The organism is Subtercola boreus (genome assembly GCF_003399645.1).
Taxonomy (GTDB): Bacteria; Actinomycetota; Actinomycetes; order Actinomycetales; family Microbacteriaceae; genus Subtercola; species Subtercola boreus_A.
This window is the reverse complement of record NZ_NBXD01000014.1, coordinates 337791-359139: the sequence shown is the minus strand read 5'-3', so window position 1 is coordinate 359139 and position 21349 is coordinate 337791. Positions and strand designations below refer to the sequence as shown.

18 protein-coding genes are annotated in these 21349 nt (G+C 66.1%); 16 read left to right on the top strand and 2 right to left on the bottom strand.

What is annotated here, in order from left to right; genetic code table 11:
* The first annotated feature begins 52 nt into the window (after nt 1–52).
* From B7R24_RS07785 to coaE, 4 genes are all read left to right on the top strand, one after another.
* On the top strand, nt 53–286 hold the full coding sequence (locus B7R24_RS07785; protein WP_116418381.1) for a hypothetical protein: 234 nt from the start codon (nt 53–55) through the stop codon (nt 284–286).
* A 42-nt stretch (nt 287–328) separates the two neighbouring features.
* The gene (locus B7R24_RS07780; protein ID WP_116418380.1) at nt 329–2005 is read left to right on the top strand and encodes a DUF885 domain-containing protein; all 1677 of its coding nucleotides are present in this window, start codon (nt 329–331) and stop codon (nt 2003–2005) included.
* A 1156-nt stretch (nt 2006–3161) separates the two neighbouring features.
* A complete protein-coding gene (rpsA, locus tag B7R24_RS07770) occupies nt 3162–4613 on the top strand; it encodes a 30S ribosomal protein S1 (RefSeq protein WP_116418378.1) in 1452 nt (483 codons plus the stop codon).
* Between the two features lie 115 nt (nt 4614–4728).
* Nucleotides 4729–5373: a dephospho-CoA kinase gene (gene coaE, locus B7R24_RS07765; protein WP_116418377.1), complete on the top strand. Its 645-nt coding sequence runs from the start codon at nt 4729–4731 to the stop codon at nt 5371–5373.
* On the opposite strand, the gene B7R24_RS07760 is transcribed toward coaE, so the two are convergent.
* Complete coding sequence (locus B7R24_RS07760) at nt 5370–6395, bottom strand: ATP-dependent 6-phosphofructokinase (protein ID WP_116418376.1); 1026 nt, start codon at nt 6393–6395, stop codon at nt 5370–5372. The two genes, coaE and B7R24_RS07760, sit on opposite strands and share 4 nt — an antisense overlap.
* A gap of 84 nt (nt 6396–6479) precedes the next feature.
* On the opposite strand from B7R24_RS07760, the gene uvrB reads away from it, so the two are divergent.
* From uvrB to B7R24_RS07700, 12 genes are all read left to right on the top strand, one after another.
* A complete protein-coding gene (uvrB, locus tag B7R24_RS07755; RefSeq protein ID WP_116418375.1) occupies nt 6480–8543 on the top strand; it encodes an excinuclease ABC subunit UvrB in 2064 nt (687 codons plus the stop codon).
* Between the two features lie 105 nt (nt 8544–8648).
* Entirely contained in the window at nt 8649–8948 is a 300-nt protein-coding gene (locus tag B7R24_RS07750) for a helix-turn-helix domain-containing protein (RefSeq protein ID WP_116418374.1), read from the top strand.
* Nucleotides 8949–9047: 99 nt separating this feature from the next.
* On the top strand, nt 9048–11939 hold the full coding sequence (uvrA, locus tag B7R24_RS07745; protein ID WP_116418373.1) for an excinuclease ABC subunit UvrA: 2892 nt from the start codon (nt 9048–9050) through the stop codon (nt 11937–11939).
* A complete protein-coding gene (gene uvrC, locus B7R24_RS07740; RefSeq protein WP_116418372.1) occupies nt 11936–13789 on the top strand; it encodes an excinuclease ABC subunit UvrC in 1854 nt (617 codons plus the stop codon). Before uvrA ends, uvrC begins: the two co-directional genes overlap by 4 nt.
* Before the next feature lie 157 nt (nt 13790–13946).
* Nucleotides 13947–14825 (top strand): RNase adapter RapZ, encoded by an 879-nt coding sequence (gene rapZ / locus B7R24_RS07735; RefSeq protein ID WP_116418371.1) that lies wholly within the window; start codon nt 13947–13949, stop codon nt 14823–14825.
* Nucleotides 14826–14890: 65 nt separating this feature from the next.
* Nucleotides 14891–15868, top strand: a complete 978-nt coding sequence (gene whiA / locus B7R24_RS07730; protein WP_116418370.1) for a DNA-binding protein WhiA — start codon at nt 14891–14893, stop codon at nt 15866–15868.
* 51 nt (nt 15869–15919) lie between these two features.
* Nucleotides 15920–16543, top strand: coding sequence for a superoxide dismutase (locus tag B7R24_RS07725; RefSeq protein ID WP_116418369.1), 624 nt, complete (start codon nt 15920–15922; stop codon nt 16541–16543).
* Nucleotides 16544–16640: 97 nt separating this feature from the next.
* A complete protein-coding gene (gap, locus tag B7R24_RS07720) occupies nt 16641–17648 on the top strand; it encodes a type I glyceraldehyde-3-phosphate dehydrogenase (RefSeq protein ID WP_116418368.1) in 1008 nt (335 codons plus the stop codon).
* 70 nt (nt 17649–17718) lie between these two features.
* A complete protein-coding gene (locus B7R24_RS07715) occupies nt 17719–18939 on the top strand; it encodes a phosphoglycerate kinase (protein ID WP_116418367.1) in 1221 nt (406 codons plus the stop codon).
* On the top strand, nt 18927–19721 hold the full coding sequence (gene tpiA, locus B7R24_RS07710) for a triose-phosphate isomerase (RefSeq protein ID WP_216363635.1): 795 nt from the start codon (nt 18927–18929) through the stop codon (nt 19719–19721). The genes B7R24_RS07715 and tpiA overlap by 13 nt, the downstream gene beginning before the upstream one ends.
* A 135-nt stretch (nt 19722–19856) precedes the next feature.
* Nucleotides 19857–20108 (top strand): preprotein translocase subunit SecG, encoded by a 252-nt coding sequence (secG, locus tag B7R24_RS07705; protein ID WP_116418366.1) that lies wholly within the window; start codon nt 19857–19859, stop codon nt 20106–20108.
* 8 nt (nt 20109–20116) lie between these two features.
* Entirely contained in the window at nt 20117–20485 is a 369-nt protein-coding gene (locus tag B7R24_RS07700) for an RNA polymerase-binding protein RbpA (protein WP_116418365.1), read from the top strand.
* Nucleotides 20486–20565: 80 nt separating this feature from the next.
* Here the strand turns inward: B7R24_RS07700 and pgl are convergent, their stop codons facing one another.
* The gene (gene pgl, locus B7R24_RS07695) at nt 20566–21336 is read right to left on the bottom strand and encodes a 6-phosphogluconolactonase (RefSeq protein WP_116418364.1); all 771 of its coding nucleotides are present in this window, start codon (nt 21334–21336) and stop codon (nt 20566–20568) included.
* Nucleotides 21337–21349: the final 13 nt, after the last annotated feature.

Sequence of the window (21349 nt, the reverse complement as noted above, 5' to 3'; positions counted from 1 at the left end):
GACATGCTGCCCGATGATGGCAATACACCGGTGCCGTGCGTAGCGTCGGAGTATGACAAACGAAAAAGACATGCCCGGAAGCGAAGCAGACACCGAGATCCTGCAGAACGAACCCGTCACCGCCAGCGACGCCATCGACGACGACACGAACGTCTCCGACGTCGAGGTGCTGCCCGGCACCGGCGGTCCCGACGACGTCGGCGACATCGAGGTCGACCCGTCAGAACTGAACCTCAGCGGAGACTCGATCCCCGGTCATCCGAAGCCCGCCTCACACCCGCACTGACCCTCTTCGGCGCGTGTCGGGGGGCGGGCATAGTCTGAGTGGATGACCAGTTCCACGTCTGAAGACGTACCCCGCACCCCGACAGCCGTCGACCGCATCGCCGAACGCTGGGTTGACACCCTCGTCGACCTGGAACCGGCCGTCGGCACCTACATCGGCCGCAACGAGGCGAACGACCGCTATGGCGACTATTCACCCGCGGGGCACGAGAGCTATGTCGCCGCGGTGCGGAGCACCCTGGCCGACCTCGACGCAGCCACCCCGGCAGACGAGGTGGACGCGGTCACCCGCACCGACCTCCGCAGCGAACTGCGCCTCATGCTCGAGAGCTCAGACGCACGGCTGCACCTGCGCGACCTGAACGTCATCGAGTCGCCCTCGCAGCAGATCCGTGAGGTCTACGACCTCATGCCCACCGAAACCGTCGACGACTGGGAGGTCGTCGGCCTGCGTCTGGCCGGCGTGGGCACCGCGATCGACGGCTACATCGAGACCCTGCGGCAGGGTATCCGCGAGGGTGTCGTGCCGGCCCGTCGCCAGGTTCACGAGGTGCTGCTGCAGGCGGAGAAGAACGTGGGCGAGACCGGGTTCTTCGGTGAGCTGGTCCGTTCTCCGGATGATCTTGCCGACGCACTCTCGAAGCAGCTTCGTGCGGGCGCAGGGGTCGCGTCTGCAGCCTACGAACGTCTGGCATCCTTCCTCGCCGACGAGCTGATGCCCGCGGCGTCGGAGGTCGACGGGGTGGGCCGCGAGCTCTACGCCCTCGAGTCGCGCAAATTCCTCGGGGCGACGGTCGACCTCGACGAGACCTACGAGTGGGGCGTCGCCGAGCTGGCCCGCATGGTGGGCGAGCAGGAGTCGATCGCCCGCGAGATCCTCCCCGGGGCATCCGTCCGCGAGGCGATTGCGCACCTCGACGCCGATCCGGCGCACAAGCTCTTCGGCACGGCCGCGCTGCAGCGGTGGATGCAGGAGACCTCGAACCGTGCCGTCGAGGAGCTGTCGGCGAGCCAGTTCGACATTCCCGACGAGATCAAGACCATCGAGTGCATGATCGCGCCCACCGACGAGGGCGGCATCTACTACACCGGTCCCACCGACGACTTCTCCCGGCCCGGGCGCATGTGGTGGTCGGTACCCACGGGCGTCACCGAGTTCGACACCTGGCGCGAGCTGACCACGGTCTACCACGAGGGCGTCCCCGGCCACCACTTGCAGATCGGCCAGGCCGTCTACAACCGCTCGAAGCTCAACACGTGGCGCCGCCAGCTCGCCGGCACCTCGGGCCACGCCGAGGGTTGGGCGCTCTACGCCGAACGACTGATGGAGGAGCTCGGCTACCTCGACGACCCCGCCGACCGGCTCGGGATGCTCGACGGCCAGCGCATGCGCGCGGCCCGCGTCGTGCTCGACATCGGCGTGCACCTCGGCAAGCCGCGCCTTGACGGCACCGGCGTCTGGGATGCGGAGTACGCCCTCGAATTCCTGCGGGAGAACGTCAACATGAACGACGGCTTCATCCGCTTCGAGGTGAACCGCTACCTCGGCTGGCCGGGGCAGGCGCCCTCCTACAAGGTGGGGCAGCGCATCTGGGAGCAGCTGCGCGACGACCAGCGCGCCCGCCAGGGTTCCGCGTTCGACATCCGGGAGTTCCACCGTCGCGCGCTCGACCTCGGGGGAGTGCGCCTCGACACTCTCGTCTCCGCGATGCAGCGCTGAACAACGGAGGTGAGCTTGAGTCAACTAACCAGCACTGTCAGCTTCACAGGATGCCGCTGACACATCGATCTTGCTTCCAGGTTTCGGGGACGCCTCGTCCCTCGCTGATCGTCACGTATGCCGATGCGCACAGAATCACCATGTCCGCGGTGGGACGGCCGTTGGCGTTCTGCTTCCTAGAGTCGGGCCATTATGGTGCGAGAGTATTGGTGGCTGGGAGCTCAAGCCCGGGGGTGATGCCTCCGATCACGGCAGACGTGGCCCGGCGCACTGTGGAACCAAGTGGGGGGAGATCGTCCTCCGCGCGTTGGATGCACAGGTTCCGGAGTCACTTGATGGAGAGCACGACGAGTCCCGTCCACGACGGCCAATGGGTACTGCATGATGGTGCCTGGTTTGTCGATCGTTCGGTGTCGGACCGGATCTCAGCGCACCGCATTGCCCAGCTGACGGTAGGGCTGCCAACCGGCGAGCATCCGACGCCCAGACAGGAGTTCTCCATCGGATGGCATCGTCCGACGACGCGTCGATTGTGCCGCTCAGGTCGTTCTCGCCGGTCGATTCCGCTCGGGTCAGGGCCTTTCGGCGCCTCGCCCGCGAAAACGTTCTGCCTCCTGTGCTGCTCTGGTGGGTGAGCGGGCTCCTTTCCTATGTCATCCTCGACGGCCACGATCGGCTCATCGCAGCCCTGAAGGAAGGGACGCCGCCCTCGTTTTGCCTACTGTCCCGCAGGGATACAGACCAAGAGGAGAAGCAGTGTCTGCGGAGCGTCGCGGAATACGAGAACTTGATGCGGTATCTGACTCCCGAGGCTTCGAAACGTGGGAAGGCCGTCGCGTCCGCGGGTCGGTCCCTGGCCGAGCGGCTGACATCCCGATCGCAGCATGCCACCTGGTGCTGGCCATCGACCGGAGGCCCCGTTCAGTGGGCCCGGGAGGCATCGCTGATCGATGAGCAGTGGGTAGCTGCTCTGTGCTGACGGCCCGGAGTCGTCGGCGCTGAGGCGTGGTTGCCGCAGCCCATTTCGCGGGGCTAAGATTACATGGCGCAATTTGCGTCGACAACCCATTCGCCGCGCGGCGAAGATCCTCCCTCGATCCTGACCGAGCACCCTGCTGCGCTGCCTGATACATGTCCATACTGGAGCTACTACTACATGACAATCACAACGACCGACAGGGCACCCAAGCAGGTCGCCGTCAACGACATCGGGTCTGCCGAAGACTTCCTTGCCGCGGTCGAGAAGACACTGAAGTTCTTCAACGACGGAGACCTCATCGAAGGCACCGTTGTAAAGATTGACCGCGACGAGGTCCTCCTCGATGTCGGTTACAAGACCGAGGGCGTCATTCCCTCCCGCGAACTCTCTATCAAGCACGATGTAGACCCGACAGAGGTCGTCCAGGTCGGCGACCTGGTCGAGGCCCTGGTCCTCCAGAAGGAAGACAAAGAAGGCCGTCTCATCCTGTCGAAGAAGCGCGCTCAGTACGAGCGTGCATGGGGCGACGTCGAGAAGATCAAAGATGCCGACGGTGTTGTCACCGGTTCGGTCATCGAGGTCGTCAAGGGTGGCCTCATCGTCGACATCGGCCTCCGTGGCTTCCTGCCGGCCTCGCTCATCGAGCTGCGCCGCGTTCGTGACCTCACGCCGTACCTCGGCCAGGAGATCGAAGCGAAGATCCTCGAGCTCGACAAGAACCGCAACAACGTCGTTCTGAGCCGCCGCGCGCTGCTCGAGCAGACGCAGTCGGAGAGCCGCACCACGTTCCTGAACAACCTCCAGAAGGGCCAGGTCCGCAAGGGCGTCGTCTCGTCGATCGTCAACTTCGGTGCGTTCGTCGACCTCGGCGGCGTCGACGGTCTGGTTCACGTCTCCGAGCTCTCGTGGAAGCACATCGAGCACGCCTCAGAGGTCGTCGAGGTGGGCCAGGAGGTCACCGTCGAGATCCTCGAGGTCGACCTCGAGCGCGAGCGCGTCTCCCTGTCGCTCAAGGCGACGCAGGAAGACCCGTGGCAGGTCTTCGCCCGCACCCACGCCATCGGCCAGGTTGCGCCCGGCAAGGTCACCAAGCTCGTCCCCTTCGGTGCGTTCGTTCGCGTCGCAGAGGGCATCGAGGGCCTCGTGCACATCTCTGAGCTGTCGGGCAAGCACGTCGAGCTCGCCGAGCAGGTCGTCTCGGTCGGTGACGACGTCTTCGTCAAGGTCATCGACATCGACCTCGAGCGTCGCCGCATCTCGCTGAGCCTCAAGCAGGCCAACGAGGGTGTCGACCCCGAAGGTACCGAGTTCGACCCGGCACTGTACGGAATGCTCACCGAGTACGACGACCAGGGCAACTACAAGTACCCCGAAGGGTTCGACCCGGAGACCAACGAGTGGCGCGAGGGCTTCGAGACCCAGCGCGAGAAGTGGGAGCAGGACTACGCTGCAGCCCAGGCTCGCTGGGAGGCCCACAAGAAGCAGGTCGCGACCTCGAACGAGGAGATCACCGAGGGCGCTTCGACCGCCTCCGCCGGTTCCACGTTCTCGAGCGAGTCGGCCGGCGCGGGTACCCTCGCCGACGACGAGACCCTCGCGGCCCTCCGCGAGAAGCTCAGCTCGAACTAGCACCACTGCACCACGCCTCATACGGATGGCCGTCCTCCCCCGGGAGGGCGGCCATTCGCCGTTACAGCAGGCTCCGGATGCCCGGCAGCTCCCGCGGCCTCGGTACCATGAGCAGGTGCATCTCGTAGCCCTCACCGGGGGTATCGCCTCCGGAAAATCCACCGTCGCCGCCCGCCTCGCCGAACTCGGAGCCGTCATCATCGACGCCGACCGGCTCGCCCGCGAGGTCGTCGAACCGGGAACGGATGCCCTCCGCCACATCGCAGAGGCGTTCGGCCAGGAGGTTCTGCAGCCCGACGGCTCTCTCGACCGCCCCGCTCTCGGCAGCCGTGTCTTCGGGCAGCCGCAGAACCTGCAGAAGCTGAACGACATCACGCACCCGGCCGTCCACCAGCTGGGTCTCGAGCGCATCGCTGCCGCCGAGGCTGCCGACCCCGACGCGATCGTGGTCTACGACGTGCCCCTCCTCCTCGAGGCGAGCAGGCGCCCGTACGACTTCGAGCTCGCCATCGTGGTCAGCGCCGCGGAGGAGACCCGTGTCAGGCGGCTGGTCGAGATCCGGGGTATGACCGAAGCGGATGCCCGCAGCAGAATAGCGTCGCAGGCCTCCGAAGCCGAACGCCTGGCCATCGCCGATGTGGTGATCGACTCCAACGGCACACTCGGGCAGACCCTCGACCAGGTCGGAGAGCTCTGGACGACCCTCACGGCCCTGCCCGGGACCGCAGCGGAGGCCGCAGCGGCATCCGGAACCGACTAACCGAAGAGCTGGGCGGCCTCGTCGTAGCGCGACTGGGGTACGGTCTTGAGCTTGCCGAGCGCCTCTTCGAAGCCGACGTTCACGATCTCGGTGCCGCGCAGGGCGACCATCTGGCCCCACGACTCGGTCTGCACAGCGTCGCTCGCAGCCATGCCGAGCCGGGTGGCCAGAACGCGGTCGAAGGCGCTGGGCACGCCGCCGCGCTGGATGTGGCCGAGAGTGGTGGCGCGGGTCTCGATACCCGTCATCTCCTCGATCATCGGGGCGAGTCGTTCGCCGATACCGCCGAGGCGGGGGCGGCCGAACGCATCGAGTCCGCGTTCGGAGTGCGCGTCATCCGCCGATCCGGGGATGAAGCCCTCGGCGACGACGACGAGTGGAGCGCGCCCGCGGGCGTTGGCACTCTCGACCCAGCCGCGCACCTCGTCCGTCGTGGTCTTCTGCTCGGGGATGAGGATGGCGTGGGCCCCTGCGGCCATGCCCGAGTGCAGGGCGATCCAGCCGACGTGCCGGCCCATGACCTCGGCGACCATGCAGCGGCTGTGGGAGTCCCCGGTGGTGCGGAGCCTGTCCATGGCGTCGGTCGCGATCTGCACGGCGGTGTCGAAGCCGAACGTGTAGTCGGTCGCGTCGAGGTCGTTGTCGATGGTCTTCGGCACTCCGACGATCTGGAGCCCGGCATCCGTGAGGCGTTTCGCAGCCGCCAGGGTGCCCTCGCCACCGATGGCGATGATGGCGTCGATGCCCTCACGCTGCATGTTCGCGAGGATGCGGTCGGGACCGCCGTCGCCCTCGAACGGGTTCGTGCGGGAGGTGCCGAGGATGGTGCCGCCCTCCTTGGCGATACCGCGGACGTTCGCGCGACCGAGCTCGACCAGGTCGGAGTTGACGACCCCGCGCCAGCCGCCCTTGAAACCGACGAACTCCTGGTCGTTGAGCTCGGTCCCCTTCAGCACGATTCCGCGGATGACCGCGTTGAGGCCGGGGCAGTCTCCACCGCTGGTCAGGATTCCTATGCGCATGGCTATCACTTTAGGGCTTTCTCGCACTGCGCAATCAGCACCCGAAGGGAGCCAGTGTCAGTGGCTCTCCATAAACTTGAAGACATGGAACCCACCCGCTCTGTTCGCCCCTTCGAAGTCATCAGCGACTACACTCCCAGCGGCGACCAGCCCACCGCGATCGCCGAGTTGACGGCCCGCATCAACGCCGGCGAAACCGACGTCGTGCTGCTCGGGGCGACCGGAACGGGTAAGTCCGCGACGACGGCCTGGCTCATCGAAGCGGTGCAGCGGCCGACACTGGTGCTCGCGCACAACAAGACCCTCGCGGCGCAGCTGGCGAACGAGTTCCGCGAACTGATGCCGAAGAACGCGGTCGAGTACTTCGTCTCGTACTACGACTACTACCAGCCCGAGGCGTACGTTCCGCAGACCGACACGTTCATCGAGAAAGACAGTTCGGTGAACGCCGAGGTCGAGCGGCTGCGGCACTCGACGACGAACTCGCTCCTCAGCCGGCGCGACGTGGTCGTGGTGTCGACCGTCTCGTGCATCTACGGCCTGGGGCAGCCCGAGCAGTACATGAACGCCATGATGGCCCTGCAGGTGGGCATGAAGCTCGACCGAGACTGGCTCATCCGCAAGTTCATCTCCATGCAGTACCAGCGCAACGACATCGACTTCTCGCGCGGCAACTTCCGGGTGCGCGGCGACACCATCGAGATCATCCCGATGTACGAAGAGCTCGCCATCCGCATCGAGATGTTCGGCGACGAGATCGAGGCGCTCTACACGCTGCACCCGCTCACCGGCGACATCGTGCGCAAGATGGATTCGATCTCCGTCTTCCCGGGCTCGCACTACGTCGCCGACAACGACGTCATGCACCGCGCGATCGGCACCATCCAGGAGGAGCTGACCGACAGGCTCAAGCAGCTCGAGCGTGAGGGCAAACTGCTCGAGGCACAGCGCCTGCGTATGCGCACCACCTTCGACCTCGAGATGATGCAGCAGATCGGGTTCACCTCGGGCATCGAGAACTACTCCCGGCACATCGACGGTCGCAACCCCGGCGAGGCGCCGCACTGCCTGCTCGATTACTTCCCCGACGACTTCCTGGTCGTGATCGACGAGTCCCACGTGACCGTTCCGCAGATCGGCGCGATGTACGAGGGTGACTCCTCGCGCAAGCGCACGCTCGTCGAGCACGGGTTCCGGCTGCCGAGCGCGCTCGACAACCGTCCGCTGCGGTGGAACGAGTTCAATGACCGCGTCGGCCAGAAGGTCTACCTGTCGGCCACGCCGGGCAAGTACGAGATGGGCATCGCCGACGGGGTGGTGGAACAGATCATTCGGCCCACCGGCCTCATCGACCCCGAGATCATCGTGAAGCCCTCGAAGGGACAGATCGACGACCTGCTCGAGGAGATCCGCATACGGGTGGCCAAAGACGAGCGCATCCTGGTGACGACGCTCACGAAGAAGATGGCCGAGGAGCTGACCGACTTCATGGGGGAGCACGGTGTGCGGGTGCGCTACCTGCACTCGGATGTCGACACCCTGCGCCGGGTCGAACTGCTGACCGAGCTGCGCGCCGGCGTCTACGACGTGCTGGTCGGCATCAACCTGCTGCGCGAAGGGCTCGACCTGCCCGAGGTGTCCCTGGTGGCCATCCTGGATGCCGACAAGGAGGGGTTCCTGCGGTCGTCGACCTCCCTCATCCAGACCATCGGGCGGGCCGCTCGAAACGTCTCGGGCCAGGTTCACATGTACGCCGACGTGATGACGGATTCGATGGCACGCGCGATCGAGGAGACCACCCGTCGCCGCGAGAAGCAGGTCGCCTACAACCTCGAACGCGGTGTCGACCCGCAGCCGCTCCGCAAGAAGATCAACGACATCACCGAGATGCTCGCCCGGGAGGGTGCCGACACGGCCGAGTTGCTGGCGGGGCGGGGCGGCCGCAAGAAGAGCCCCACGCCGAACCTGCGGCGCGAGGGTATCGCCGCGGCCGGCGCCAACGAACTGGAGGGTCTCATCGGTGACCTGAACGACCAGATGATGACGGCTGCGGCAGAGCTGAAGTTCGAGTTGGCCGCGCGCCTCCGCGATGAGCTCGGTGACCTCAAGCACGAACTCCGGCAGATGGAGAAGGCAGGCCACATCTGAGCCGCTAAGATGACGTTCGCTCAGATAGTCTGGCGAGTGTAAGGTTCAAAAGCATCATGTCTCTGCACTCTGGTAGCAGATCACTGGTGCAAGTATTCATGAGGTATGCCTGAACTCCATTCAGAAGCCGCCCGTCTCTTCGGCGACCGCGTGCGTTCCACCCGCCTGCAACTCGGCGTCAGCCAGGAGCACGTCGCCGAGCTGGCGGAGATGCACGTGACGAACGTGGGCAAGATCGAACGGGGCCAGACCAACCCCAGCCTGTCGACCATCGTTGCGCTGGCGGGGGCACTCAGCGCAGACCCGGGGTCGTGGTTGAACGGGCTCCGGCCCGAAATGGTTCCGGGTCGGTCGCACACTCTCACCGCAGCCGAGTTCATCCGAGAGCGCAGCCGGCGGGCGTAGCCACGCACGGCCGCCCGATTCAGCCCAGAGCGCAGCCGGCGAGCAGAGCGCAGAGGGGGCGCGGGGGGCAGTGTCAGTGGCAGACCATAGACTTCTAGGGTGTCGATTACAAAGGTAGATCCCCTCTCGAAACTGAGCGTTCGAGGCGCTCGCGTGCACAATCTGCAGAACGTCGACCTCGACATTCCGCGCGATTCGCTGGTCGTCTTCACCGGTCTCTCCGGCTCCGGAAAGTCGAGTCTCGCCTTCGACACGATCTTCGCCGAGGGCCAGCGCCGCTACGTCGAGAGCCTCAGTGCCTACGCCCGCCAGTTCCTCGGCCAGGTCGACCGTCCCGACGTCGACTTCATCGAGGGTCTGAGCCCAGCGGTCAGCATCGACCAGAAGTCGACGAACCGAAACCCCCGGTCGACGGTCGGCACCATCACCGAGATCTACGACTACATGCGCCTGCTGTGGGCCCGTATCGGCATCGCGCACTGCCCTGTCTGCGGCGAGGTCATCTCCGCCCAGACGGTGCAGCAGATCGCCGACCAGCTCATCGAACTCGAGGCGGGCATCCGGTACCAGATCGTGAGCCCGGTCATCTCACAGAAGAAGGGCGAGTTCGTCGACCTCTTCAAGGAGCTCGCCGCAGGCGGGTACTCCCGCGCGGTCGTCGACGGCGAGACCATCCAGCTGCAGGAGCCGCCGAAGCTGAAGAAGCAGTACAAGCACGACATCTCGGTCGTCGTCGACCGCCTGGTCGCCGGCCCCGACATTCTGAGCCGGCTCACCGACTCGCTCGAAACGGCGCTGCGCCTCACCGACGGCATCGTGCAGGTCAACTACGTCGATGCAGAGGGGCCCGACGCCTGGCAGACGTTCAGCGAGAAACTGAGCTGCCCGAACCAGCACCCCATCCAGCTCACCGAGATCGAGCCACGCACGTTCTCGTTCAATGCTCCCTTCGGCGCCTGCCCCGAGTGCTCGGGGCTCGGCACCCGCATGTCGGTCGACGCCGACCTGCTGCTCGGCGACCCCGAGCTCAGCATCAACGAGGGCGTGCTCATTCCGTGGTCGACCCAGGGCAAGGGCCTCTACAACTACTACGACAAACTACTGCAGGGCCTGGCGCGCGACCTCGACTTCACGCTGAGCACCCCGTGGAACGAGCTGAGCACGACCGTTCAGGAGGCGGTGCTGCGGGGCGACAACTTCGAGGTCCGCGTAAAGTGGAAGAACCGGTTCGGCCGGGAGATGAGCTACACCTCGGGGTTCGAGGGCGTGGTTCCCTACATCGAGCGCCAGTACCTGCAGGCCGAGACCGACAACCAGCGCGCCCGCTGGGCCGAGTACCTGCGCGAGGTGGCCTGCCCGGTCTGCAACGGCAAGCGCCTCAAGCCCGAGGTGCTCGCCGTTCTCGTCAACGGCCACAGCATCGCCGACGTCACCGACATCAGCCTCTCCGACGCCCAGGACTTCATGGACACCCTCACCCTCACCGACCGCGAGGCGCACATCGCCGCGCAGGTGCTGCGTGAGATCCGCCTGCGGCTCGACTTCCTCATCCAGGTCGGGCTGAACTACCTCAATCTCGCCCGCGCGGCCGCCTCCCTCAGCGGCGGCGAGGCCCAGCGCATCCGGCTGGCGACCCAGATCGGATCGGGTCTCACCGGAGTGCTGTACGTGCTCGACGAGCCGAGTATCGGTCTGCACCAGCGCGACAACAGGCGTCTGATCGAGACGCTCGTGAAACTGAAGAACCTCGGCAACACCCTGATCGTGGTCGAACACGACGAAGACACCATCCGCACGGCGGACTGGGTGGTCGACATCGGTCCGGGCGCCGGCGTCAACGGCGGCAAGGTCGTGCACTCCGGTTCATACGAGGGGCTGCTGAAGAACACCCAGAGTCTCACCGGTGACTACCTCTCCGGGCGCAAGTCGATCGACATCCCCGATCGGCGTCGACCACTCGACCCCGAGCGCGAGATCGTGGTCGTCGGCGCTGAGGCGAACAACCTCAAGAACGTCACTGTCAAGTTCCCGCTCGGCACCTTCATCGCCGTCACCGGGGTGAGCGGTTCGGGCAAGTCGTCGCTGGTCAACGACATCCTGTACCGCGTGCTCGCGAACAAGCTCAACGGGGCCCGCAAGCTCCCCGGCAAGCACAAGCGCGTCACCGGCCTCGAGAATCTCGACAAGGTCGTGCACGTCGACCAGAACCCGATCGGTCGCACACCCCGCTCCAACCCGGCGACCTACACCGGGGTGTTCGACCGCATCCGCACCCTCTTCTCCGAAACCATCGAGGCCAAGACCCGCGGGTACCAGCCGGGCCGGTTCAGCTTCAACGTCAAGGGCGGTCGGTGCGAGGCCTGCTCGGGTGACGGCACGATCAAGATCGAGATGAACTTCCTCCCCGACGTCTATGTCGCCTGCGAGGTCTGCGGGGGAGCGCGGTACAACCGCGACACCCTGCTCGTGCACTACAAGGGCAAGAACATCGCCGAGGTGCTCGAGATGCCGATCGCCGAGGCGGCGGAGTTCTTCGAGCCGATCGGCGCCATCCACCGGTTCCTGAAGACGCTCGTCGAGGTCGGCCTCGGTTACGTGCGGCTCGGCCAGAGCGCCACGACGCTGAGTGGCGGCGAGGCGCAGCGCGTCAAGCTCGCGACCGAACTGCAGAAGCGTTCGAACGGCCGATCGGTCTACGTGCTCGACGAGCCCACCACCGGCCTGCATTTCGAAGATGTGCGTAAGCTCCTGCTGGTGCTGAACGGTCTGGTCGACAAGGGCAACACGGTCATCGTCATCGAGCACAACCTCGACGTCATCAAGAGCGCCGACTGGCTCATCGACCTCGGGCCCGAGGGCGGTTCCGGCGGCGGCAAGGTGCTGGCAACCGGCACCCCCGAGCAGCTCGCGAAGGTCAAGAAGAGTTTCACCGGGTTCTTTCTCAAAGAGATCCTCGATGCGGAGGAAGGCACGCGGCGCAAAGCGTCATGACAGACACCGTCAGCTACCGTCCGAAGGCGGGGGAGATCCCCACGCAGCCGGGCGTCTACCGTTTTCGCGACGCCAACAAGCGCGTGCTCTACGTCGGCAAGGCTCAGAACCTGCGTGCCCGGCTGAGCAACTACTTCGCGCCGCTCCGCAGCCTGCACGAGCGAACCCGTCGCATGGTCACCACGGCTGTCAGCGTCGAGTGGACCGTCGTCGGCACCGACATCGAGGCCCTGCAGCTCGAATACACCTGGATCAAGGAGTTCGACCCGCCCTTCAACGTCAAGTTCCGCGACGACAAGACCTACCCGTTCATGGCCATCACGCTGGCCGATGAGGCACCCCGGGTGATGGTGACACGAAACCCCAGGATCAAGGGTGCCAAGTACTTCGGCCCGTATCCGAAGATCTGGGCGGTGCACGACACCATCGACCTGATGATCAAGGCCTTCCCGATCAGAACGTGCTCCGATTCGAGCTACAAGAAGGCGATGGCGAGCGGCCGCCCGTGCTTCCCCGGCCAGATCGGGCGCTGCGGCGGCCCCTGCTCGGGCACAGTGACCATCGCCGAGCACCGCGAGATGGTGAACGACTTCATCGCCTTCATGAACGGCCACGACAAGCGGTTCGTCACCGAGACGACCAAGCGGATGCGCGCAGCCTCCGATGCCCAGGAGTATGAGAAGGCGGCCCGTTTCCGCGACCAGCTCGGCGCCCTCGAGGCCGTACTGGCGAAGAGCACCGTGGTGCTGGCCGACAGCGTCGACACCGACCTCTTCGGCATCGAACACGATGAGCTCGCGGCGGCGGTGCAGCAGTTCATAGTGCGCGGCGGCCGCATCCGCGGTGTGCGCGCCTGGATGGTCGACAAGGAGCTCGACCTCACCACCGCAGAGCTCGTCGACTCCATCCTGCAGACGGCTTACGACGGCCAGGTCCCGCCGCGTGAAATCATCGTGCCCGACATCCCCGACGACGCACGCGAACTCGAGCAGTGGCTCTCCGAGCGTCGTGGAACCTCCAAGGTCGCCCTGAAGACGGCCCAGCGCGGCGAGAAGGCGGCGCTCATGCAGACCGCGACCCTCAACGCCAAGAACGCGCTGATGCTCTACAAGATGCGCCGCAGCAGCGACTTCGTGGCGCGCACAGAGGCACTCACCGACATCCAGAACGGGCTCGGGATGCCCGACGCACCGCTGCGCATGGAGTGCTTCGACGTCTCGCACCTCGGCGGCACGAACGTGGTCGCATCGATGGTGGTGTTCGAAGACGGCCTGGCCCGCAAAGACCAGTACCGCCGTTTCACCATCCCCGAGACCACCGACGACACCGACTCGATCTACCAGGTCATCACCCGGCGCCTGGCCTACCTCGAGGAGGGCTCGGAGCGCAGCGAATCCGACAGCGCCACCAAGAAGTTCTCGTACCCGCCGAATCTGCTGATCGTCGACGGCGGGCAGCCGCAGGTGCAGGCCGCGGCGCGTGCGCTGAAGGAGTCCGGCGTGCAGGGCATCTTCCTCGCGGGGCTCGCCAAGCGGCTGGAGGAGATCTGGCTGCCCGACGACGACTTCCCCGTCATCCTGCCCCGGGGCAGCGAGGCGCTCTTCCTGCTGCAGCGCATCCGTGATGAGGCGCACCGCTTCGCGATCACCCACCAGCGCATCCGCCGCAAGCGCGACATCACGAGCGTGCTCTCCGAGATCCCCGGCCTCGGCCCTGCGCGGGTGAAGACCCTGCTGAAGGAGTTCGGCTCGGTCTCGAAGCTGAAGGAAGCGTCACCCGAGCAGATCGCCGAGGTGAAGGGCGTCGGCCCCGCCCTGGCCAGCACCATCCACCAGCAGCTCCGAGCGTGACCACCCGATGGGCAGACCCGACGGGCCGGCCCGCCGGGCCTGCTCCCACGGGTCTGCTCCCACGGGTATGCGCCCGCCTCAGCCGAGCGGCGCCGCACCCCGGGCCCGGTAGTCTGGAATCACACGGAGCACCGACGAGGCGAGAGTTCGACACACGATGACACCCGACACCGCTGGGCAGCAGGAAGTGCTCATTGTCACCGGGATGTCGGGGGCCGGCCGCTCGACCGTCGCCAATGCGCTCGAAGACCTCGGCTGGTACGTCGTCGACAACCTTCCGCCGCAGATGCTGCGTCCACTCGTCGACCTCGCCGAGCACGCCGGCTCGACCCTGCCGAGGCTCGCGGCCGTCGTCGATGTACGCGGCCGGGACTTCTTCACCGACCTGCAGGAGATCATCCTGGCCCTGCGGAGCGGCACGCAGGTGCGGGTCGTCTTCCTCGAGGCGACGGATGCCGCCCTGGTGCGCAGATTCGAGCAGGTGAGGCGGCCGCATCCCCTGCAGGGCAACGGCACCCTGCTCGACGGCATCGGAGCCGAGCGGGCGCGGATGACCGCCATCCGTGAGTCGAGCGACATGATCATCGACACCTCCGACCTCAACGTGCACCAGCTCGCCAACGCGGTGCAGGAGCGATTCTCGGCCGTCGACACCGCCGGAGTGCAGGTCACGATCATGAGCTTCGGGTTCAAGTACGGGGCCCCCGCCGACGCCGACGCCATGGCCGACTGCCGCTTCATCCCGAACCCCTTCTGGATTCCCGAGCTGAAAGACAAGACCGGCCTCGACACCGAGGTGAGCGACTACGTCCTCGGGCAGGAGGGCGCGGGAGATTTCATCGAGAACTACGCCCTGGCGCTGGCGCCTGTGCTCGCCGGGTACCAGCGCGAGAACAAACGGCACGCCACAATTGCCATAGGCTGCACGGGCGGCAAACACCGCTCGGTCGCCGTGGCTCGCAGGCTGGCAGACCTGATCAGCACGAATCCCGGCGTTGTGGTGAGTGTCAAACACCGCGACCTCGGTCGCGAATAACAGCTGCGACGGCCCTCCTGCCACAAGCGGGACACTCGCGCAGTGATGTAAGGAGATGGAAGAGAATGGCTCTCACCGCCGATGTCAAGAACGAACTGACCGAAGTCGTCGTCAGCAGAACGTCGGCTCGCGCCGCTGAACTCGCAACCATCCTGCGATTCGCGGGCGGACTGCACCTCATCTCGGGTCGCATCGCCATCGAGAGCGAGCTCGACACCCCCGAACTCGTGAAGCGGGTGCGCAGAGATCTCGCCGAGCTCTACGGAGTGCGCGGAGACGTGCAGCTCATCTCGGCCTCCGGGGTGCGGCGCAGCAGCTACTATCTGGTGCGCGTTCTCGAGGGCGGCGAGACGCTGGCCCGCCAGACGGGGTTGCTGGATGCTCGGCGGCGGCCCATCCGCGGCCTCCCGAACCGCCTCACCACCGGGTCTGCCGACGAGCTCGGGGCCGTCTGGCGCGGGGCATTCCTCGCTCAGGGCTCGCTGACCGATCCGGGCCGGTCCGCAGCCCTCGAGGTGATCTGCCCGGGCAACGAGTCGGCCATGGCGCTGGTGGGCGCCGCGGCACGGCTGCATGTCGCCGCCAAAGCCCGCGAGGTACGCGGAGTGCACCGCGTCGTCATCCGCGACGGCGAGGCGATCGCCTCGATGCTCAGCATTATGGGTGCGAAGCAGTCGGTCGCCCGCTGGGAGGAGATGCGCCAGCGCCGCGAGGTACGCGCCACTGCCAATCGGCTGGTCAACTTCGACGACGCGAACCTGCGGCGTTCGGCACAGGCCGCCGTCGCGGCCTGCTCACGGGTCGAGCGAGCCCTGGAGATCATCGGCGACGAGGTGCCGGAGCACCTGCGCTACGCGGGTGAACTCCGGCTGAACTTTCGGGATGCGAGTCTCGACGAACTGGGCCACCACGCCGACCCGCCGATGACGAAGGACGCGATCGCGGGGCGCATCCGTCGCCTGCTGGCCATGGCCGACAAGAAGGCGCAGGATCTGGGCATTCCGGGCACCGACGCCAACCTGCCGCCCGACCTCGACGACTGAGGCCCCGCACTCAGTCAATAGACTGGTGCAAACGAGTACAAGGAGAAAACGATGGCTGAATACACCCTTCCAGACCTTCCCTACGACTACGCAGCGCTCGAGCCGCACATCAGTGCGACCATCATGCAGCTGCACCACGACAAGCACCACGCGACCTACGTCGCCGGCGCCAACACCGCGAACGGTGCCCTCGCCGAGGCCCGCGACTCGGGTAACCTCGCCGCCGTCAACAAGTTCGAGAAAGACCTGGCCTTCAACCTCGGCGGCCACGTCAACCACTCCATCTTCTGGACGAACCTGACCCCCGAATCGAGTGAGCCCACAGGTGCCCTCGCCGAGGCGATCGGCGCCGACTTCGGCGACCTCGAGAAGTTCAAGGCGCACTTCACCGCCGTAGCGCTCGGCGTGCAGGGCTCCGGCTGGTCGGTTCTCGCCTACGACGTGCTGGGGCAGAAGCTGAGCATCTTCCAGCTGTTCGACCAGCAGGGCAACGTTCCGTTCGGCCTCGTGCCCCTGCTCATGCTCGACGTCTGGGAGCACGCCTACTACCTCGACTACCAGAACGTGCGGCCCGACTACGTGAAGGCCTTCTGGAACATCGTGAACTGGGAGAACGTCGCCGCACGCTATGCGGCCGCCACCGAGAAGACGAACGGCCTGCTGGTACTGTCATAGCGACACTGTGACCGGGCCCCTCCACCGGGCCCGGTCACCCTTCTTCACCCCCCTCCCCACACCCAGCCCCGCGGGGCCACACTCACAGGAGCACCACGTGTCCGTAAAGATCGGCATCAACGGCTTCGGCCGCATCGGCCGTAACTACTTCAGAGCAGCCCTCGCCAAGGGCAGCGACCTCGAGATCGTCGCGGTCAACGACCTGACCGACTACAAGGCGCTCGCGCACCTTCTCAAATACGACTCCATCAACGGCCGGCTCGACGCGACCGTCGAGCTCGACGGTGACAACATCATCGTGAACGGCAAGCCGATCCTGGTGCTCGCCGAGCGCGATCCCACCAACCTGCCCTGGGGCGAACTCGGCGTCGACATCGTCATCGAATCCACCGGTCGTTTCACCAAGGCCGAAGACGCCAAGAAGCACATCGCCGGCGGCGCCAAGAAGGTCATCGTGTCGGCTCCCGCCACGGGCGACAACGTCGCCACGCTGGTACTCGGCGTGAACGAGGGCACCTACGACCCCGCGATCCACGACGTCATCTCGAACGCCTCCTGCACCACCAACTGCCTCGCGCCGCTGGCCAAGGTCTTCATGGACAACTTCGGTATCGAACGCGGCCTGATGACCACGGTGCACGCCTACACCGCAGACCAGAACCTGCAGGACGGCCCGCACAGCGACCTGCGCCGTGCACGCGCCGCCGCCGTCAACATCATCCCGACCTCCACCGGTGCCGCCAAGGCGCTCGGGCTGGTCATTCCCGAACTCGTCGGCAAGCTCGACGGCTACGCCCTGCGCGTTCCGGTTCCGACCGGATCGATCACCGACCTCACCATCGAGACCAGTGCCACGGTGACGGTCGACCAGGTCAACGCCGCGTACAAGGCTGCCGCCGAGGGACCGCTGAAGGGCATCCTGAAGTACACCGAAGACGAGATCGTGTCGAGCGACATCGTCGGCGACCCGCACTCCTCGATCTTCGACGCGGGCCTCACCAAGGTCATCGGCAACCAGGTCAAGGTCGCTTCGTGGTACGACAACGAGTGGGGCTACTCCAACCGTCTCGTCGACATCACCGAGTACGTCGCCGCCAAACTCTGAGCACATGGTCGAGCCGGTCCCTGCCCGGCTCGACGAATGAATCCCGCGAGAAGGTAATGAGAAACACGAAGTGACAATCAGAACGCTCGAGTCCCTCGGGTCGCTCGATGGCAAGACAGTCATCATCCGCTGCGATCTGAATGTGCCGTTGAAAGACGGTGTCATCACCGACGACGGGCGTATTCGCGCGTCACTTCCCACGCTCGTGGCTCTCGCCGCCCAGGGGGCCAAGGTGGTCATTGTGAGCCACCTCGGCCGCCCTGAGGGTACTCCGGAAGCGAAGTACAGCCTGGCGCCGGTCGCCTCGCGGCTCGCCGAGCTGCTCGAGGCGCCGGTCGCCTTCGCCTCCGACACGGTCGGTTCGGCGGCCCGGGATGCTGTGGCCTCCCTGGCCGGCGACGGCACCTTCCTGCTCCTCGAGAACCTCCGGTTCAACGCCGGAGAGACCTCCAAAGACGCAACGGAGCGCACGGCGTTCGCAGAGCAGCTGGCCGCGTTCGCCGACGTCTTCGTCTCGGACGGCTTCGGCGTCGTGCACCGCAAGCAGGCGAGTGTCTATGAGTTGGCCGAACTGCTGCCGAGTGCGGCCGGACTGCTCATCCAGACCGAGCTCGAGGTTCTCGAGAAGCTCACCGAGAAGCCCGACCGCCCCTACGCGGTCGTGCTCGGCGGGTCGAAGGTCTCCGACAAGCTCGGGGTCATCGGCCATCTGCTGCCCAAGGTCGACTCGCTGCTCATCGGCGGCGGGATGCTCTTCACCTTCCTCGCGGCCCAGGGCTTCCGGGTCGGCGCCAGCCTGCTGGAGAAGGACCAGATCGAGACCGTCAAGGGCTACCTCGAGAAGGCGTCCGAGCTCGGCGTGAAGATCGTGCTGCCGACAGACGTCGTCGTGGCGTCGAAGTTCGGAGCCGACGCCGAGCACACGGTCACCAGCGCCGAGACGATCGAGGAGACGCCCTTCGGTGAGAGCGGGCTCGGGCTCGACATCGGCCCCGACACCGCGGCCGCGTTCGCCGAGATCATCGAGGCGTCGCACACCGTGTTCTGGAACGGCCCGATGGGCGTCTTCGAACTCGAGCCCTTCGCCGAGGGCACCCGATCCATCGCCGCAGCGCTTACGAAGGTCGACGGCCTCGGGGTCGTCGGCGGCGGCGACTCTGCCGCTGCGGTCCGCGCGCTCGGTTTCACCGATGACCAGTTCGGTCACATCTCCACGGGCGGCGGTGCCAGCCTCGAGTTCCTCGAAGGCAAGCGCCTCCCCGGCCTCGACATTCTCGGATGGACAGCATGACGAATCGCACCCCCCTCATCGCCGGCAACTGGAAGATGAACCTCGACCACCTCCAGGCCATCGCCTTCGTGCAGAAGCTCGCCTGGAGCCTGAAAGACGCCTCGCACAGCTACAGCGACGTCGAGGTGGCCCTGTTCCCGCCGTTCACCGACCTCCGCTCGGTGCAGACACTCGTCTCGGCCGACAAGCTCGAGCTGGCCTACGGTGCCCAGGATGTCTCGGCTCACGACTCCGGTGCCTACACCGGTGAGATCTCGGGCCAGTTCCTGGCGAAGCTCGACTGCGCCTACGTGATCATCGGCCACTCGGAACGTCGCACACTGCACAACGAGACCGACGAGCAGATCGGCGCCAAGGTCAGGGCAGCCCTCAAGCACGGCCTGGTTCCGGTGCTCTGCGTCGGCGAGACGGCCGCCGACCTCGAGGAGTTCGGCCCGAGTGCCGTGCCCGTCGGCCAGCTGAAGGCGGCACTCGCCGGCGTTCCGTCCGACGCGAACATCGTGGTGGCCTACGAGCCCGTCTGGGCCATCGGCTCGGGCCAGGCGGCGACGCCCGAGCAGGCCGAGCAGGTCTGTGCCGCCCTCCGGGCCGAGCTCGCCGCGACGCTCGGTCCTGATACGGCCGCCGCGACCCGCGTCCTCTACGGGGGTTCGGTCAAGTCGGGCAACATCGCCGGCTTCATGCGCGAACCCAACGTCGACGGCGCCCTGGTGGGTGGAGCGAGCCTCGACCTCGACGAGTTCAGTGCCATCGTTCGCTTCAAGAAGCACGTGGGCGTCTGAGTCAATGGCGCACCCTCCGGGCGCCGCGAATGAATACTCGCGGCGCCCGCGCACGGTGTTTCCGCAGGCTCAAGGTATACTTGGTCTTTGTCTGCGGGGGACTGAGCGTCTCCCGTCTTGTGTGAAAGGTAACCGTTGCAAATCCTCCAGGTCGTCTTGCAGGTTCTGCTCGGCATAACCAGTCTCCTTCTCACCCTGCTGATCCTCCTCCACCGCGGTCGCGGCGGAGGGCTCTCAGACATGTTCGGTGGTGGCGTCACCTCGAACCTCGGCGCGTCGGGTGTCGCAGAACGCAACCTGAACCGCATCACCGTGATCCTCGGCATCGTGTGGGTTGCCTGCATCATCGTGCTGGGGCTCATCACAAAGTTCGATTCCGGAAACTAGGGGAAATCATGGCATCAGGCGGCAGCGCCATCAGGGGTTCGCGCGTCGGCGCCGGCCCCATGGGCGAACAGGATCGCGGCTACCACGCCGATCGCATCAAGATCTCCTACTGGGATGCTCTCGGCAACGAGACGGTGCGCTACTTCGCGGCCAACCTCCCCGTCGAGGAGATTCCCGAGACCATCGACTCACCGCAGTCCGGGCTTCCCGCCGGCCGCGACCAGCTGAACCCGCCGTCGGTGGCGAAGCTCGAGCCCTACAAGACCCATCTCGCCTATGTAAAAGAACGTCGCACCGAAGAAGAGGCAGCACAGCTGCTTGAAGACGCTCTCGCTCAACTGCGCGCGCGGCGCGGCACGGCGACCCCCTCCAAGTAAGCCTGAGCACAACGAGAAGAGCGGCCCCGAAATGACTCGGGGCCGCCCTTCTCGTTGAGCTGGGTGTCGGTGAGTGCCGATCAGTAGGAGGGCGCGATGAGGTTCTCGGGAACCTCGGCCGCGGCATCCTGGTCGACGAAGAACACGGTGCGCCTGCGACCCTCGGCACCGGCCGCCGGAACCTCCTCGATGGACGCACCCGCCAATGCCAGCCCGAGGGGAGAGGCCTTGTCAGACCCGGCCATGACCAGCCAGATCCGGTCGGCCGAGCGGATGACCGGCAGCGTCAGGCTGAGCCGCAGCGGCGGAGGCTTGGGGGAGTCCCGCACGGCGATCACCGTCTTCACTGTTTCGGTCACGCCCGACATGCCGGGGAAGAGGGAAGCGATGTGGCCGTCAGGGCCCACCCCGAGGAACATGATGTCGAAGCGCGGGTAGAGCGCCGCATCCGGAGCCGCAGCCGCCAGCTCGGCCGCGTACGCCTCGGCCGCCTCGGCGAGGTCGGCGATCTCGTCGGTCGACGGGAACGGATGCACCTTCGCGGGATCGACGAGAACGTGGTCGAGCAGTGCCTCCCGGGCCTGCAGGTCGTTGCGGTCGGCACTGCCGGCCTCGACGAACCGCTCGTCGCCCCACCAAAAGGTGATGCGCTTCCAGTCGACGTTGTTCTGGGCGGGCGAGTTGCGGATGGCGGCGAGCACCGCCGTGTTGACGCTGCCCCCGCTCAGCACCACGTGCGCCTCGTCGTTCTCGTCGAGGATGTCGATGATCTTCGTGATGAAACGAGCGGCCACCGCCCCGGCGAGAGAGTCTCGGTCGGGATGCACCAGAACGCGGCGGTCAGTTGTCATCGGAATTCAGCCC